This is a genomic window from Sphingobacterium alimentarium (genome assembly GCF_004342685.1).
Classification (GTDB): Bacteria; Bacteroidota; Bacteroidia; order Sphingobacteriales; family Sphingobacteriaceae; genus Sphingobacterium; species Sphingobacterium alimentarium.
The window spans coordinates 103945-120516 of record NZ_SMBZ01000001.1 but is presented as its reverse complement, the minus strand read 5'-3'; the positions used below and the strand labels follow the sequence as shown (position 1 = coordinate 120516).

At 39.1% G+C, this 16572-nt stretch carries 18 protein-coding genes; 10 read left to right on the top strand and 8 right to left on the bottom strand.

Features of this window, described 5'->3' with window-relative positions; genetic code table 11:
• Window position 1: 1 nt before the first annotated feature.
• Window positions 2-571 carry a hypothetical protein gene (locus EDC17_RS00580; RefSeq protein ID WP_132775900.1) on the bottom strand — a complete coding sequence of 190 codons (570 nt, stop codon included), beginning with the start codon at window positions 569-571 and terminating at the stop codon, window positions 2-4.
• 136 nt (window positions 572-707) lie between these two features.
• On the opposite strand from EDC17_RS00580, the gene EDC17_RS00575 reads away from it, so the two are divergent.
• Complete coding sequence (locus EDC17_RS00575; RefSeq protein WP_132775898.1) at window positions 708-2321, top strand: S41 family peptidase; 1614 nt, start codon at window positions 708-710, stop codon at window positions 2319-2321.
• Here EDC17_RS00575 and EDC17_RS00570 read toward each other — a convergent pair.
• Genes EDC17_RS00570 through mutL form a run of 4 tightly spaced genes read right to left on the bottom strand, consistent with a single transcriptional unit; the run spans window position 2318 to window position 6929 of the window.
• Window positions 2318-3436, bottom strand: a complete 1119-nt coding sequence (locus EDC17_RS00570) for an endonuclease/exonuclease/phosphatase family protein (protein ID WP_132775896.1) — start codon at window positions 3434-3436, stop codon at window positions 2318-2320. The two genes, EDC17_RS00575 and EDC17_RS00570, sit on opposite strands and share 4 nt — an antisense overlap.
• Complete coding sequence (locus EDC17_RS00565; protein WP_132775894.1) at window positions 3436-4296, bottom strand: rhomboid family intramembrane serine protease; 861 nt, start codon at window positions 4294-4296, stop codon at window positions 3436-3438. Before EDC17_RS00565 ends, EDC17_RS00570 begins: the two co-directional genes overlap by 1 nt.
• Before the next feature lie 15 nt (window positions 4297-4311).
• Window positions 4312-5034, bottom strand: coding sequence for a rhomboid family intramembrane serine protease (locus tag EDC17_RS00560; RefSeq protein ID WP_207895613.1), 723 nt, complete (start codon window positions 5032-5034; stop codon window positions 4312-4314).
• A gap of 14 nt (window positions 5035-5048) precedes the next feature.
• Window positions 5049-6929: a DNA mismatch repair endonuclease MutL gene (gene mutL / locus EDC17_RS00555; RefSeq protein ID WP_132775892.1), complete on the bottom strand. Its 1881-nt coding sequence runs from the start codon at window positions 6927-6929 to the stop codon at window positions 5049-5051.
• Window positions 6930-7149: 220 nt separating this feature from the next.
• Here mutL and EDC17_RS17155 point away from each other — a divergent pair, with 220 nt between their 5' ends.
• Window positions 7150-7554 (top strand): hypothetical protein, encoded by a 405-nt coding sequence (locus tag EDC17_RS17155; protein ID WP_243645928.1) that lies wholly within the window; start codon window positions 7150-7152, stop codon window positions 7552-7554.
• Window positions 7535-8365: a transposase gene (locus EDC17_RS00550; RefSeq protein WP_243645927.1), complete on the top strand. Its 831-nt coding sequence runs from the start codon at window positions 7535-7537 to the stop codon at window positions 8363-8365. Before EDC17_RS17155 ends, EDC17_RS00550 begins: the two co-directional genes overlap by 20 nt.
• Before the next feature lie 70 nt (window positions 8366-8435).
• Here the strand turns inward: EDC17_RS00550 and EDC17_RS00545 are convergent, their stop codons facing one another.
• The gene (locus EDC17_RS00545; protein ID WP_132775890.1) at window positions 8436-8906 is read right to left on the bottom strand and encodes an Lrp/AsnC ligand binding domain-containing protein; all 471 of its coding nucleotides are present in this window, start codon (window positions 8904-8906) and stop codon (window positions 8436-8438) included.
• A gap of 307 nt (window positions 8907-9213) precedes the next feature.
• Here EDC17_RS00545 and EDC17_RS00540 point away from each other — a divergent pair, with 307 nt between their 5' ends.
• The gene (locus EDC17_RS00540; protein ID WP_132775888.1) at window positions 9214-10257 is read left to right on the top strand and encodes a hypothetical protein; all 1044 of its coding nucleotides are present in this window, start codon (window positions 9214-9216) and stop codon (window positions 10255-10257) included.
• Here EDC17_RS00540 and ruvC read toward each other — a convergent pair.
• Window positions 10254-10817 carry a crossover junction endodeoxyribonuclease RuvC gene (gene ruvC / locus EDC17_RS00535; protein ID WP_132775886.1) on the bottom strand — a complete coding sequence of 188 codons (564 nt, stop codon included), beginning with the start codon at window positions 10815-10817 and terminating at the stop codon, window positions 10254-10256. The two genes, EDC17_RS00540 and ruvC, sit on opposite strands and share 4 nt — an antisense overlap.
• Window positions 10818-10907: 90 nt before the next feature.
• On the opposite strand from ruvC, the gene EDC17_RS00530 reads away from it, so the two are divergent.
• Window positions 10908-11885, top strand: coding sequence for a lysylphosphatidylglycerol synthase transmembrane domain-containing protein (locus EDC17_RS00530; protein WP_132775884.1), 978 nt, complete (start codon window positions 10908-10910; stop codon window positions 11883-11885).
• Window positions 11869-13002 (top strand): glycosyltransferase family 2 protein, encoded by a 1134-nt coding sequence (locus EDC17_RS00525; protein ID WP_317126021.1) that lies wholly within the window; start codon window positions 11869-11871, stop codon window positions 13000-13002. The genes EDC17_RS00530 and EDC17_RS00525 overlap by 17 nt, the downstream gene beginning before the upstream one ends.
• Here the strand turns inward: EDC17_RS00525 and EDC17_RS00520 are convergent.
• Window positions 12995-13735: a lysophospholipid acyltransferase family protein gene (locus EDC17_RS00520; RefSeq protein ID WP_132775882.1), complete on the bottom strand. Its 741-nt coding sequence runs from the start codon at window positions 13733-13735 to the stop codon at window positions 12995-12997. The two genes, EDC17_RS00525 and EDC17_RS00520, sit on opposite strands and share 8 nt — an antisense overlap.
• Before the next feature lie 163 nt (window positions 13736-13898).
• Between EDC17_RS00520 and EDC17_RS00515 the strand changes: the two genes are divergently transcribed.
• From EDC17_RS00515 to EDC17_RS00500, 4 genes are read left to right on the top strand one after another with little or no spacing between them, the layout of a single operon-like run.
• On the top strand, window positions 13899-14171 hold the full coding sequence (locus tag EDC17_RS00515; RefSeq protein WP_132775880.1) for a DUF2089 family protein: 273 nt from the start codon (window positions 13899-13901) through the stop codon (window positions 14169-14171).
• Complete coding sequence (locus EDC17_RS00510; protein WP_132775878.1) at window positions 14158-14640, top strand: hypothetical protein; 483 nt, start codon at window positions 14158-14160, stop codon at window positions 14638-14640. Before EDC17_RS00515 ends, EDC17_RS00510 begins: the two co-directional genes overlap by 14 nt.
• Window positions 14624-15205, top strand: coding sequence for a hypothetical protein (locus EDC17_RS00505; protein ID WP_132775877.1), 582 nt, complete (start codon window positions 14624-14626; stop codon window positions 15203-15205). The genes EDC17_RS00510 and EDC17_RS00505 overlap by 17 nt, the downstream gene beginning before the upstream one ends.
• Window position 15206: 1 nt before the next feature.
• Entirely contained in the window at window positions 15207-16568 is a 1362-nt protein-coding gene (locus tag EDC17_RS00500) for an alpha/beta hydrolase (protein WP_165894343.1), read from the top strand.
• Window positions 16569-16572: the final 4 nt, after the last annotated feature.

Here is a 16572-nt window from a genome sequence, read left to right as displayed (position 1 = left end):
CCTACATATTCAATCGCTTTTGCAGGCTCTCTTCGATTTGTTTATAGAGCTGTTTGGGTTTGAGGGTGCGCCAAGGGATTTCGTTGAGGTATCCGCCAAAGTTGATATAGTAGTCAATGCTATTGTCTTTGAATTCGTCGATGACATGTTCTCTGAAATGTAAAGCAGCAATCCAACCATCTTCGATGTCTTGAAACCACTCCTCGTAATACGAGTCATCCGAGCTGTGGAAGTTCAAAATGTTTTCGCCAATGAGTATGTATTTGGTGATGCCCTCGCCGATCATTACATCAATAATTTCGCGTTTGAGTGCCATAATGTCGTTGTAGATGGCGTCATTCCATTCGCCAATAAATTCGATTATAGCAAAGCTGTGTTCGTAATCGGCATACAATACCTTCAGATACAAGGTTTGTGAGCCAAATTCATCCCATTGAGGATGAAGCAGGTAGTTGTAGACTTGTTTGTCAAATTCAAACTCGTTGTATTCCACGCCGTAGAATGGTGATTTTTCATCTTCAGCTGCTATATAGTCATGTCTCCAATTGTAGAAAGGCTCAATTTCGTGCATAATATCTAATCTTGTCCAAATATTGGTATTTAATTATTGATAATAAAGAATTTGGAATACAATTTGTTTTAATAAATATTGAAATATCTATACAAAAAATTGAATTAACTCTTATTTTTGCACACGTAATTATTTCATGCAGAAAGGTACTGGAAGAAATTTGTTTGTAGCGGCTACTTATGCGGCTACACTTCTGCTGGGTATTATTCTAGGGCAAAACTATGTCGCTCAACAGAATAATAATCCAGGGGTATCCCTTATTCCCATTGGCCTATCTGACAATTCGTATAAAATACAACAAGTTCTTGACTTACTGGCCACTTCGTATGTCGATAGCATCAATTTGGATTCGTTGCAAAATGGCGCTATTAACCACATTATTTCGCACTTAGATCCTTATTCTACTTATTTGGTGCCCAACGAGACTCAAAATCAAAATGAGATGTTGGAAGGTACTTTCGAAGGCATTGGATTGGATTTTTTCAATCTCCATGACACATTGCTTGTGGTGGGATTGGTGGGTAATGGACCTGCCGAAAAAGCCGGTTTGAAAGTAGGAGATAAAATCATCCGAATAGACACCACTTACGTATCGGGTCGCAATATCGGTCAGAAAGTGGTGGATCGCTTGATGCGCGGCAAGAAAGGGTCGATAGTGAATCTGCATGTGCAACGGGATAGTTCAACTATTAATCAGTTATTCAAAGTAAGACGGGATCAGATTAGCGTAAGTTCTATCGATGCTTCCTACATGATTGAACCTCAAATAGGATATATTAAGGTGCGACGATTTGGCCTTAAGACGGCAGAAGAATTTCGTACCGCACTCATTGAACTTAAGAAAAAAGGCGCACAAAATTTAATTCTTGATCTTCGTGATAATGGTGGTGGGTATTTTCACATTGCCATAAAAGTGGCAGGCGAATTTTTCGGTGACAAAAAAATGCTCGTATATACGCAAGGAGCTCATGAACCTAAGCGTGAGTATTTTTCGGATGGGAATGGTTCTTTTCCTCAAGGCAAGCTCACTGTATTAATCAATGAATCCTCAGCGTCCGCATCAGAGATTGTCGCCGGTGCGCTGCAAGATTGGGATCGGGCGACTATTGTAGGACGTCGCTCCTATGGTAAAGGGATCGTGCAGGAGCAGTTTGATTTCTTGGATGGATCACGGATAAATTTAAGCATTTCGAGATATTATACCCCACTTGGACGGTCGATACAACGCAAGTATACAGCCAATTGGTCCAATATGGTGGACTATGTATCGATGTATCGTGGACTCTGGGCTCTCGATACGACCTATAACAGTTCACAGATTTTCAAGACTTTGGCTGGAAGAGAATTATTTAGTGGGGGAGGTATCAATCCGGATGTGAATATTCAGATAGACTCAAATGCGTTGAGTTTATTGTATCAGGAGATTCAGAAATCGAGCTATGTTGAAAATTTCGTGTATGAGCGCTTTACTAAGCTTCTGCCTGCCTATTCGTTGGAGAATTTCTTGCAAGGTTATCGATTACCACAACAGGAATATGATTCCTTTATTGATTATTTGAAGGACAAAGGTCTTGTAATAAGTGATCGTAAGAAGCGAGAGCTGTTGAAGTTGATTCAATCCGATATTGAGGCTATCGTAGGAAGGTACTATTTCGGTAGAGAAGCTTATTTTAAGGTCAAAAATCGATATGACGACTATTTAGATACTGCGCTAAGAATCTTGCAGCCTGCCAAACCTGCATCTTCTTAATAGGCCAAATCTGCCCAGATCGGGTAGTGGTCGGATGCTTTTTCTTTCAAAATCCCAAAATCCTCGATACGAATCTGTTTGTCGCTCATGATGTAATCGATTTGAAAAATTGGCAAAATTCCAAAATACGTTACTCCCCAACCAAAGCCTTTTTCAGCAAATGCATTATTCATATTTTTGCCTACGAGGTTTACACTATACGACATGGGAGTGTCGTTAAAATCGCCCATCACCACATACGGATGTGGACAGTCGTTTTGAATATGCTGGACCAGTGTTTTGGCTTGTTGACTTCTATTGGTAAAGGCTGTTTTTAGCTTATGGCCGAGTTTGATTGTTTTTTCCTCATCTTTCACTTGTTCAGAAGGAGATTTTTGTATGAAGTCCTTGTCTTCATCTTGGAGCGCAAAAGAGCGCAAGTGCACATTATAGATACGTAAGGTGTCGGTTTCGCGTTTGATATCCGCGAAAATGATACGATTCACCCCATAGCTATGCTCATTGATAGAACCCGAATTGATAATAGGGTATTTGGAAAAAATAGCTTGGCCATAGCCTTGATAATCGTTCCGTTTAAAAGGTTCGAAATAGTAATCTTCAAATTCACCTTCAGCCTGTAAGACCTTCGTAAATTGCTTGGAACCGCGGATGCGACTATAAAATTCCTGAAAACAGATTACGTCAGGGCTGACTGTACGAATAAATTCTATGGTCTCATCGCGAAAGCTTGTACGGTGCTTATCATAATGCTGGAACAGATGCACATTGAAGCTCATAACACGAACAACAGAATCAGGTTTTACAAGGATTTTATCGTTATTATTTTTGAAGTTGATGTGTTTGCTGAGGAGTGACCAGCCTGCCACAATCGCCAAAAGGCTTATCAACATATATCTTTTTTTGCGTAAGAACCAATAAACTATAAAGCCGATATTGATGATCAGGATGGGTAAAAATCCTAACCCAAAGAATGCTATAGGCCAGAATTGGCTGGGATCAATGAAGGAGGCGCTGTAACTTAATAATAAAGCCACTACAGCCAAAATATTGGCTGTAAATATTGTTTTGCTAAAGTAACCGAGTTTTTTATTTCTTAAAAACCGTTGGTTTGCCATTAATCTTGCTTTTTACTTGCCCTAAAAAGTAACTCTTTCTCTCGCGAAGTTAGGCTTTCATAACCGTTGAGCGAAATTTTATCCAGAATTTGATCGATTTGATGTTGATCTGGATACTCTTGCTCCACATTTTTTTGGTTGATAGTATAATTGCCCTTAATAGGTTTTAATTTTCTTCTTTTTCTATCCAAAACCTTACTCCAATCTTTTCCATTTTGCAATTGGTGCATGAATAACATACCCCCGGCTGCAATTACGATGTAAGTGATTGCCGCTGCTGGGTTACTGTTTATATGAAGTGCAAATTGTATACCCAGATAGACTATAGCGATCCATTTGAATTTAACGTTACCTAGCAAAAATAGCCTTAATTCGGCATTGGGCACCAATAGGAGCAGTGCGCTAATGAGAGCCGCAAGACCAAAGGCACTTGTGTGCCAGGATAGTCCTTGCGCATGGAAATTCGGAATAAAACCTAAACTTAGATATAGTAAAGCGCCTGCCGCCAATCCACCTATAAACACGGTGTTGAATTGTCGTGTATTTAGATAGGTCAAAAACATATTGCCTATCCAGTATAGCCAAAGACAGTCGAATAATAGGTTCCAGAGACTTTGGTAAATAAATGGATGTGTAATGAATGACCAAGGTTGTGAAATAAAATCCTCCGCACGAAGAGGAAGTGTGCTCTTGGACAAAAGTAGACTAAACAAATCCACAGATGTCGTCTCTGCGAAGGTTAAAAGCTCCAGAATATGAAGAAGAACAAATAGTACTACTTGCGCCGTAATAATATACGGGATTATCGAGGTGGTCTTATACGTATCCCTAATGAATGAAGTTACTACATTCTCTCTCATATCGCTAGTGTGCTGTTAATAATATCCTTTTTTATAGCCCCAGATTTTAATCATTAGGTAGCCAAATAATGCACCGCCGACATGGGCTAAATGCGCTATTGAAGAACCGAAATTATTAAATCCTAGGTATATTTCAATCAAAATATATGCCCCAACGAAATATTTAGCTTTAATAGGTACTGGAATGAATAGAAAATACAAAGGCATATTGGGATAAAAATATGCAAAAGCTAATAATAAGCCGAATATTGCTCCTGATGCTCCAACCATCGGAATATTATAAATGTCGGAAATAGTGCCTATATCCTGTACATCCAAAGCGGTATTCATGGGAAAGTACCGGCTATATTGGGGAATATATTGCAGCATAGATTTTGCAAATGGTGTTCCCATAATCTGTTGCACTTCTATGGCTTGGACACCATATTGAAGTACGAGCGCACCCAGTGCCGTAATAATATAATAGTTCAGAAATCTTTTAGCGCCAAACATACGTTCGATCACAGGTCCAAACATCACTAAAGCAAACATATTGAAGAATATATGCCCAAAGCTGGTGTTGTCATGCATAAACATATAGGTAATGGGCTGCCATACTTCGAAAAATGGCGAGTCTGGATAGTATACACCTAAAAGTCTATTTGCACCTGGAAATATCATACTTCCGAAAAAGCAGATGACATTGATGATTAGTATATTTTTTACTACAGGTGAAAGATTTCCTAAAATATTATTCATTAATAATGTTGCTATTAAATTTTATCAAATTTTTCCATCAACTCCGCTAACGTGAGTGTAATAATGGTTGGCTTGCCATGAATGGATATATTCGGGCTTTCGCAGGCGAATAATTTATCAATCAATTCAGCGATCATTTCATTGTCCAAAGCTGTGCCAGCTTTTATCGCTGAGCTTTTCGCTAATGATTTGGCGAGATTATCTCTCTTATTTACTCTTAAATCCGAACTATTGTGTTTGTAATCTTCCAATAATTGTTCGATTATCTGCTTTTCGTTGATATTGTTGCCTAAGTCCGCTGGTATTCCGTCTACAATATAAGTAGTTTTTCCGAATGGTCTTAATTGAAATCCCAATGTTTGCAAATCCGGCAAAATATCATTCATCAATTCAAAGTCGGCAGCTGTCAGGTCGACAGTCGTCGGAAACAAACTTTGCTGACTGCTCCCTTGATTGGTTTCTAACTGCTCTTTATATTGTTCGAAAAGAATACGTTCGTGTGCTGCTTGCTGATCAATCAGCATGACGCCCGAGTGTATTTGTGAAACAATATAGCGGTTATGAATCTGAAAAAAGCTCTTTTTCGCTTGGGCGCCAGGTACAATTAGATCAGAGTTATTTTCTTTTTCCTCCTCGTGTACAATGAGTGGCAACTGTACATGATTTTCCGTTTCCGTGATTTTGTACAAGGTATCCCAATTCTGAGGAACTGCTTCGCGGTCGAATCTTGAGCTGTAATCCGTCGATCGTGTGCTATTGGAAGGTCGCAAAGCGCCAATTTCATTCTCAAAAGGATTGAAATTAGGGTTAAAGCTAATTGTAGGAGCTTGTATCTCATCCAGCGGCTTATTCGAGATCATATTACTAAAACTCGTCTCCTGGTCAAAGTCGAGCGAGGGAGTGATGTTGTATCTTCCCAAAGATCTTTTTACCGCCGAGCGGATAATGGCGTAGATGGCCTTGTCATCCTCATATTTTATCTCGGTCTTTGTCGGATGTACGTTTATGTCGATTTTGGCTGGATCAATGTCAATGAATAGCACATACATCGGGAACGTTTCAGCTGGAAGAATATCCTCATAGGCGTTCATTACCGCATGATGCAGGTATGGATCGCGAATAAAGCGTTTGTTGACAAAAAAGAATTGCTCACCGCGTGTTTTCTTCGCGTACTCCGGTTTGCCTACGAATCCCTTTAATCCAATGATACTGGTTTCTTCTTCTACGGGTACTAGCTTTTGATTATAATTGTTGCCAAACAAATGGACAATCCGTTGTTTGAGTGTGCCCGGTGTCAGGTGAAATAATTCATTGTTCTCACTATGGAGACTGAGAAATATTTCGGGATATGCGAGCGCAATACGTTGGAATTCGTCAATGATATGTCTCATCTCGACCGAATTACTTTTCAGGAAATTGCGTCGAGCAGGGATGTTATAAAACAAGTTTTTTACGGATATACTCGTTCCCGCGGCTAAAGCTTCTGGTGATTGATTGACCACCTTTGAGCCTTCGATTTGTACGACAGTACCCAATTCGTCTTCTACTCTTCGCGTCTTGAGCTCTACTTGTGCGATCGCCGCTATTGAGGCCATCGCTTCGCCACGAAATCCCATCGAACGGATGGCAAACAAATCTTCAGCTTTGCGGATCTTACTTGTAGCGTGACGTTCAAAGCATAGTCTGGCGTCAGTGACACTCATGCCACATCCATTATCTATGACTTGGATAAGGGACTTTCCAGCATCTTTGACAATAAGTTTTATTCGGTCGGCACCAGCATCTATAGCGTTTTCAATCAACTCTTTGACAGCTGAAGCTGGTCTTTGAACCACCTCTCCAGCAGCTATTTGATTGGCAACCGCGTCAGGAAGTAATTGAATAATATCCGTCATATGCTGCAAAGTTACAAAAAAATATATGGCTAATGATTGGACATCATGATTATATACACAATAAAAAAGGTGGCCTAAGCTAGTCATGGTCGGAAGATTTTTCTTCCGATTTTTTTGTGTTTTAGCAAAACAAGAAATTGTCTTAATTAATTGATTATCAAATATTTATATTGTTTTTTTATTATGAATTTTGTATCTTTATCACTAGTAATTATATAGTATGTCTGTATTTAAAGATCACAAAATCTCTCTCAGCCAAGTTTTAGCATTTATACCCGAAGCTCTTTTAAGCCATCTTTCGGCAACCCCTAAAGTTGATTATTATAGCAAAGTGCTCCATGGGAAAAAGATGTTTTATCTGCTTTTGTTCTGTATTTTCGATAACGAAAGATTAAGTCAGCGAACATTAGAAGATACTTTTAACAGTAGTGGATTTAAAGCCCTATTTGGATTGGGAGAAGAAGAAAGGGTTCGCAGAAGCTCTATCTCCGATAGACTTTCCAAGATTGATCCCAGTTATTTCAAAGAAATCTATGAGCAGATGTACCAGCGGTTTTCAGGGGTTTACTCGAAGACCGAAATCGAAAAGTATAATCTTATACGAGTTGAGCACTATTGTTGCTGATGCCTGTACGAAGCTAAAAGAAGGCATTGACCAGAAAAGCGGTAAGAAATTAGTGAAATTTAGTTTTTCGTTTGACGGCATTTTACCTTCGGGAGTAGAAGTTTTCACTGCTCAGAAATACTCTTCCGAAGAGTCCGCACTCCCGGAAGCTATTTTAAACCAAGTAAAGAAAGAAGAATATCACGACAATATTTATGTCATAGACAGAGGCTTGCAATCAACACGGTCAATGAAAGAATTTGATGGACAATCTGTTAAATTTATCATTCGTTCGAAAGATAACAGAAAATTTGAAGAGATGGAATCATTTCTCGAGCCGAAAAAACCTCTAAAATGGGATGACTGGGAAGTACTAAAAGACAGCAAGGTAAAGCTTTATACCGGAAGTCCCATACAAAACCAACGAGGCAAAGTGCATTTTCGGCAAGAGAAAGTAGAAACTGAGTTTCGTTTGATGGTCATTAAAAGTCAAAAAACAAACAAGGAATTTTGGTTTCTAACTAACGAATTTCAACTATCAGCCAAGGAAATTTCTGATTATTACAGAAAACGCTGGGATATTGAAGTGTTTTTCAGGTTCCTGAAACAAGAACTCAACCTAAGTCATTTGGTTTCAATGAACAGGAACGGAATTGAAGTGATGGTCTATATGACAATGATAGCAGCGATGCTTTTGTTGATTTATAAAAAATCAAATAATTTGGGCTACAAAACAGCCAAACGAAGAATAGCAATGGAGCTTAGAGATATGATAACGGCCATTCTAATTATATTTGCAGGAGGAGACCCAGCTAAAGTTTTCAAAACATAAAAAATGGTCGGAAGAAATTCCGACCATGACTACCTAAGCCACATTTTTTATGTTTTTTGTCAGTTCAGAATTACAAGGTAATTTGACGTTTGATACTCTCTTCCAAAGAGATAATCGTTTCTGTGCGTTGTATACCTTTCAATCCTTGAATATCTTCATTCAAGACCTTACGAAGGTGTGCCGTGTCGCGGCATACTATTTTGGCGAACATACTATATTGTCCGGTACAATAGTGAAGTTCTACGACCTCTTTTATGTTTTTCAACTGAGCTACAGCATCCGCATATTGAGAGCCTTTTTCTAAATAGATACCCAAAAATGCTGTAATGTCAAAACCTACTTTTTGTGGATTGATGATGAGGTTGGAGCCATGAATGATTCCTAATTCTTCCATTTTTTTCATGCGTACATGAATAGTACCACCGGAAACAATCAGTTTTTTTGCAATTTCGGTGTATGGAATAGATGCGTCCTCCATCAATATTGAAAGAATTTGAACATCAAGATTGTCTAAGTCGTAATTAGAATAATTTTTTTCCATAATGTGATTTTTTCAATAACCGCAATAGACATACTAGTACGATAATTGTATATTGTTCTTTTGTGGACTTTAGTCCTTTTTTATAGATTTATAATTAGATAATTAGTACCCGAGATATAATTACCACTCCGCACTAATCCATCTTGCCTATAAATTTATCTCTTTGATTCTTTTGCAAAAATAGTAACAAAATTTGATATTTTATTTGGTTATTTTGAATATAGGCAATTTAAATTGACATATTTATATAATGTTTTTTTATAGAAAAGATATTAGCTTTAAAGGAAAAATAGAATAGGGAGGAAAAATGAAAATTGAAGATGTAATCATATCGCGCAAAAAGCCTATCTATCCAGTAGGGGTTGGATTGGCGAAGTACCTGAAAATGTACCAACGTGAGGCTAAGCTCCCGATTTCGTATTTCGACCTGCTCAATTTTCAAGAGACTGTGCCGGTGATTGACAAATTTGGAAATGACACCTATTGGGAAACACCTTTATATCCGCCCTATATTCAGGACCAATTATATGATGGACTAAAAATTATCTATGCTAACCTCAAAGCATCCGGGAATACCCGTATCGTGCAGCACAAAATTATCGATCGCATCGAGTATTGTGCTTTTGGTAATACGCGGCCTTTCCGCATCCGGATTATCAATCGACTGAATGATGTATATGATTATTTTTATGTCAAACAGGCGGACGCATCCAGAATCTATGGATTGGAGCTCGAAGAGATACTTTCGCCGAATCAAGTGAATTATATCTATGACTTCGAAACATTGGTAGAAGAGCATATTGTGGGCATTCCAGGAGATATATTCAGTAAGTCGCGCATGAATAATGCAGACTATAATCAAACGCGTATTGCCAAAGAATTTGTGAAGTTTAATGAACGCTGTAGTATAGCGCTTTTGGGAGATATGCGTGCGTATAATTTTGTGATGCAGATTACACCCGATTTTGATGATTTTCAATTCAGAATCCGGGCTATTGATTTTGATCAGCAATTTTATGAGGGCAATCCTAAGGTTTACATGCCGCAGTTTTTCAAGGAATGTTTTCCGTATGTGAAGCTATGCATGGAGCATCTCAATGACAAAACAGTCTTGCAATATCAGCAAGAGGAACGTTCGTCTATTGTGCATCGTGTACGTAGTGAGCGGCATCGCATTAAAGATTTGCGCGACGCATCCATTGGTCAGGAGTTATCGACCGCTGAGAATATTCGGAAACTCCGTGAAGGCTACGCCGAGATGTACAAAATCGATCAATACTACCGCTGCAAGACGATGACTGATATTGTGGAGTTGAATGTTAAAAATGTGATTCGGTCCGTTAAGATTTAACGCACTCTTTTTTCGTTGTCTTTTACGAAAGCGCTCCATCCGGAGTAACTTTTGGAGCCGCTAGCCGTATTTTGCTGAAAAGAGTGACACACTGCAACTGCCAATCCATCCGTCGCATCGAGAAATTCAGGTGTTTCTTTGAAGCCTAATAAATTCTGCAGCATAGCAGCAACCTGCTCTTTGCTGGCGTTACCATGACCGGTTACGGACTGTTTTATTTTACGAGGTGAATATTCGAAAATAGGGATGTCGCGACTCAAAGCTGCAGCCATCGCCATACCTTGTGCACGTCCTAACTTTAGCATCACTTGTATATTTTTACCATAAAATGGAGCTTCCAGCGCTACACAATCCGGGTTGTATTCGTCAATCAATGCCAAAACTTTCTTGAAAATGCGCTGTAATTTAAGACCATGATCATCCAAATGGCCCATCTTGACTACGCCCAGTGTCTGCAAAGACACTTTTTTGCCCGTCTCCTTTACCACACCATAGCCCAACACTACTGTACCTGGGTCAATTCCTAGAATAATCCGCTCTTTCGCTTTTTCTTTTAGCATGATACAAAAATACGGTTTTGAGTACGGTTTTTGCGTATTCCAATTGTTTTACATAAAATAATTGTTAAAATTGTGCGACCGAAACGGAAAATGTTTACTAAGCAACAAAAAAAATACTTCAACTATACACTCAAATTAACTATTGTTGGTTTGGCTTTTTGGTTTATCTATAGCAAGGTAAATAACCAAAAAAATCTCCTCGAATTCAAATATTTAATACAGAATATAGAGACCACTGCTATTTATGGAGTTATCGGGGTAGTGTTGCTGATGATGTTCTTCAACTGGTTTTTCGAAATCGTAAAATGGAAGTACCTCATTAAGGGCATTCAGGAATTATCGTTTTGGAAAGCCGTAAAATCCGTTTTCTGTGGTCTTACCTGGGCTATTTTTACCCCTAATCGTATTGGCGAGTACGGTGGACGCATTATGTTGCTAAGACCCGAAAATCGTGCTTCCGGAGCCGTATTGATGGGCGTAGGTCTTTTTGCGCAATTGGTGCTTACGAGTTTCTTTGGCGCCATAGGTATCGCCTGGTTTGTTGCTACATTCTTGGAGACGCCTTCCGTGGTCAAGCTCGGGGTGTGGATATTGGCATTTATATACGGGCTCAGCTTTATTTTGCTCTATTTTAATGTACATTGGATAGATTATCTGGTCAAAAAAATCCGTTTTCTCCAGCGCATACAGTCTTTTTTTGATGTGCTGCGCCATGTGACCTTGCCCCAATTGGCGTATGTGTTGTGGCTTTCGTTTGTGCGCTTCGTTATATTCACTTCCCAATATGTACTTTTGATGGTTGTCATACTGCCAGATATGGATTTGCTTCCTATGGTCATGATGATTTTTATCTTGTTTTTTGTGCAGTCGGCCTTACCAACATTGGACATTTTTGACTTTAGTGTGCGCAGCTTTGTGGCAAGTAATTTATATGCGTATATCACCACTCAAGATATAGCTGTAATGGCGATTGTATCTTTTATTTGGTTTGTGAATCTTATTCTTCCCGCGATTATCGGGGCATTTTTTGTGTTGAATGTAAATTATTTCAGTGATAACAATTCTTAACTTTTGTCTGACAGCCTGTGCATTGGTGTATGTGGTTATAGTGATGTACTTGCGAAAAGGATGGTCCGTGATGCCCATTTTCAATGCCGAAGATAGGCTTTCGACCAAAAAAGTATCTGTCCTGATTGCGGCGCGCAATGAGGAAGAAAATATTGGCAGGACTATCGAAGCCATATTAAATCAGAATTACCCGGCTTCACAACTGGAACTGATTGTGGTGGATGATCATTCTACAGATAAAACAGCACAAATCATTCAATCGTATTCAACACGCGGTGTCAAGTTGCTACAACTGCAGGTCGGAGATAAGCTGAATTCTTACAAAAAATACGCAATCACTAAAGCTATCGAACTCGCCTCGGGAGAAATAATCGTGACTACAGATGCAGACTGCCGGATGGGAGCTAACTGGATAAGGACGATTATGGCTTATTTTGATAAGCATGATAGTTACCTTGTATCATCGCCTGTTGCTTATTCCGAAGAAAAATCTCGATTTGAACGGTTGCAGACTTTGGAGTTTCTCTATCTAATAGGCTTGGGTGCTGCAGGGATTGGAAATGGCAATCCCACCACTTGTAATGGAGCTAATTTGGCGTATCGTCGAGATGTGTTCTTTGAAATGGGTGGGTTCAAAGGTATTGACAACTTGGCGTCGGGCGATGACGAGCTTTTTTTGCATAAAGTCGCCGAAAGACATGCTAATCGGATAGGTTTCTGCAAGTCCAGAGAGGCGATCGTATATACGGATGCTAAACCTGATCTAGCTTCTTTGATCAGTCAGCGTAAACGTTGGGCTAGCAAGAGTACCAAATACAAAGACGTCAAAGTCATTGTGTTGGGCGTGTCTATATGGCTGTTCAATCTGGCTCTTATCTGCTCGCTATTAGCTTTCTTAATCCTACTGCCTAATTTTAATTGGTGGCTGCTAACGGCTTTTTTGCTGAAAATAGCTGTGGAATTTTATTTTATGATTCCTGTGCTACGCTTTGCCAATAGGTTGGAGCTACTGAAGTATCTTCCATTCCTCACGGTCATCCATACATTCTACTTGGTGTATATCGGCGTAGCTGGAAATATTGGCACCTACGACTGGAAGGGAAGACAAGTTAATTAGGCTCTACCTTACTTCTTACCGTATCTTCCGCGAGTTTCACTATTTCTTCAATTGAAAGACCTACAGTATGTAGAGGATCGAGAACTTCCCACTTCAATGGCGTAAAGGGACGCAATGGAAAGAAGCCGTACTTCACCATATCGAATGATCCCGTAATTGCTACGGGCACGATCAGTGCATTAGGGTTTTTCTTTATAAGTGTTGCAATACCGCCGATGTTGAAGTTTTTCATCTTGCCGGTACGTGTGCGTGTACCTTCAGGGAAAATAAAAGCAGACCAATTTTTTTGTTTCATATTGTTTGCCAATTTCAAGATCTCAGCAATGGATTGTTTAGGGTCTTTGCGGTCAATATTAGCGGCTCCACCATGTTTCAGATTGAATGAAATACTAGGTATGCCGGCTGTGGCTAGTTCGATTTTGGAAATAAATTTACCATGAAAACGACGTAAAAAATATATCATGGCAGGAATATCAAACGTACTTTGATGATTAGCAACAAAGATAATAGGCGTATTAAGAGGAAGATTTTTATTGTCTATGAAAGTAACTGTATTGAATAAGATATAATTACAGTGCGTCAAAAAGAAATTCAGTATATCCACACTTCTTTTATGTGCAGTATATCCTCCTAATTTTAAAGATAGCCATTGTACCGGATGGAATATCACTAACAATAAAGCAAAGGCGATATAAAAAACCGGTGTAAGTATGATTCCTGCAATCTTTCTCATCTTTTTCGAACTTTTTAAAAATTTAGCAAATATAAACATAAGCTTTCGAGTATAGAAACGAGATTAAATACCTTAATTTTTTTGGTTTTATTTTAATAATGTTAAGGCGGTGTTTAATATTGTTAAAGTTTTTGTTATATTTATTAATAAAAAAGGAGATGAAATGAAGCTGCCCATATATTGCCCTAGTTGCGCGCAAAAATTAAGTGTTTCGAAGTTGCTTTGTACGACGTGTGAGACAGAGGTTACAGGTAAATATGAGATGCCTGTATTTATGCAATTGTCTGTGGAAGAACAAGAGTTTTTTATGGCTTTCTTGTTGTGCTCCGGCAGTCTGAAAGAAATGGCAACCCAAATGGGAAAAAGTTATCCCACTGTCCGCAATAAATTAGATGATTTGATTGTTAAAATAAAAAAATTGAATGATGAAAAATAGAGTATATAGCGAAAGGCAAAGCTTTTGGAACTGGTGGCTGATAATATTATTTGTTGGACTTTTTGTATGGCTGTTATATCCACTTTTGCTCACCGATAAAACCTTTACGAGTGAGGACTGGGTTGGATTAGGTCTGTTGGTCCTCGTCTTGATGCTACTTTTTGTGAAATTGCATACACGAATTGATAAGGCGGGTATTACCATACGGTTCTTTCCTTTTGTGATTAAAAGAACCTGGAGTTGGGATATGATCGACAGTGTATACATCAAAAAATATTCTATCGTGGATTATGGAGGATGGGGCTATCGTGTCGGAAAGAATGGGATAGCCTACAATACGAAAGGCAATTTTGGTTTGCAGTTGATTCTGAAAAATGGTGCAAGAATAATGATTGGTACGCAGCGTCCAGAAGAAGTTAAAGACATGGTAGATACATATAAACAGATGGAGCATGAAAATATTCACTAACCCTTTTGAGATTTGTTCGGAAAAAAGGCTTCTCCTTGTAGGGCTACTTGCTACGCTCTTTGCAGGATGGATTTCTACTTGCTCGAGTACGCTTATCTTTGGGTCACTAAAGGTTATTAATAATTATCACCAATCCTATGGGCAAGCGCTGATAAATTTGGCGATTACACTGGTGTCCAACAGTGTAATATTATTTGCTTTTGCACGTATTCGATACCCCAAAACACGACTTATCGATGTATTTAGCGTGGTTTTTACTGCGCATATTATTATCTATATCTTGTTGGGGTTGACCGCTTTACCAATCGTGCAAGAAAGTGTACGGGCCGTGGAATTGGAAATCTTAGATGAAGGTTTTCAAATGCCTGAATTAGAAAAAATTCACCAATTTACTTTGGGTGCTATTGGAGTTTTGTCGATCTCGCTCATTATCTATTTTTTCTACCTATTGGTTGTAGGAATGAAAATTGCAATGAATAGCAAAAGTAAGTGGGAATCGGTAGTGCTTGTATTACTCGTATTTATCTGGAACACCTGCCTACAATTTTTAAATCTTTATGTTTAATATGAAATATTTAGCTGTTTTTTTCTTCTTAATGATGCAATCTTGTATGGGATATTCCCAAGATTGGATAGGTACATGGGCTGGGAAATTGAATTTCGGGTCTCAAAATCTCACTTTCGTGCTACATCTGAGCCAGGAGAATGGAAATTGGATGGCGAAAGCCGATAGCCCGGATCAAGGCGCCTATGGTTTACCTTTTTCAGCAAGAATGAGCAAAGACTCTATTTACTTGAGCAATCCGCAAGGCATCAAATTGCAGTTGAAACTTGAAAGCAAAACGCAACTGAAAGGCGAATTTTCCCAGGGTGGGATGATTCTTCCTTTGGTGTTACATCGTGGGGAGAGCAAGGGAGCAATACCTCCTGCAGCCAAATATCAGACTCCAGCACCACCTTATCCCTATGACACGACGGAGGTTGTGATACCGAATGATTATGCGCGCATAAAATTGTCTGGCACACTTACTCAGCCCAAAGATGAAGGGAAGTACCCAGCTGTCATTTTGGTTACAGGTTCAGGTCCTCAGGATCGTGATGAATCGTTGTTTGGGCATAAACCTTTTCATGTTTTGGCGGACTATTTGACCCGCAATGGCGTTGTTGTGCTGCGGTATGACGACCGGGGCGTCGGCAAAAGTGAAGGGTCGTTTGAGAATAGTACTATTGATGATTTTAGCAAAGATGCTATCGCGGCGTTGCAATATTTGAAACAAGTAGAAAAGGTCGATATCAATAAAATAGGAATAATAGGACACAGTGAAGGAGGATTGATCGCCAACCTGCTTGCAGGGCAGGGCCTACCTAATTTATCTTATATTGTGACACTGGCAGGGCCGACAATACCCATATGGGAGTTGATGGTCGAACAATTGTACCGTGTTGGAAAAGCGGAGGGGATGTCTGAGTTTCAGCTTGCAATGGCAAAAGACATCAATAAGAAAAATTTTGACGTAGTCAAAAGTGAACTTGCTACAGATGCAGCGTTTACCCAGTTGAAAAAGAATATGAATATTTTGGAGGATTCGCCAAAGAATGAGGCTATGCGCAAGGAAATATTGATGATGTTAACTCCTGCGTACCGTTATTTTGTTCGGATTGATCCGAGCGAATTCATTAAGAATATATATATCCCAGTCTATGGAGCTTTCGGTTCATTGGATATTCAAGTGCCTTCAAAGATCAATATGGATGGGTATACGGATTACCTTCCCGAAAATTCTAAAACAGTAATTAAAGAATATGAAAGTATGAATCATTTATTCCAAAAGGCAAAAACAGGCCGCGTGGCGGAATATGGTCAGCTTGCAGAAACTATAAATGAAGAGGTACTAAAGGATATTACCGATTGGATCAAGGGATTTTAAAATA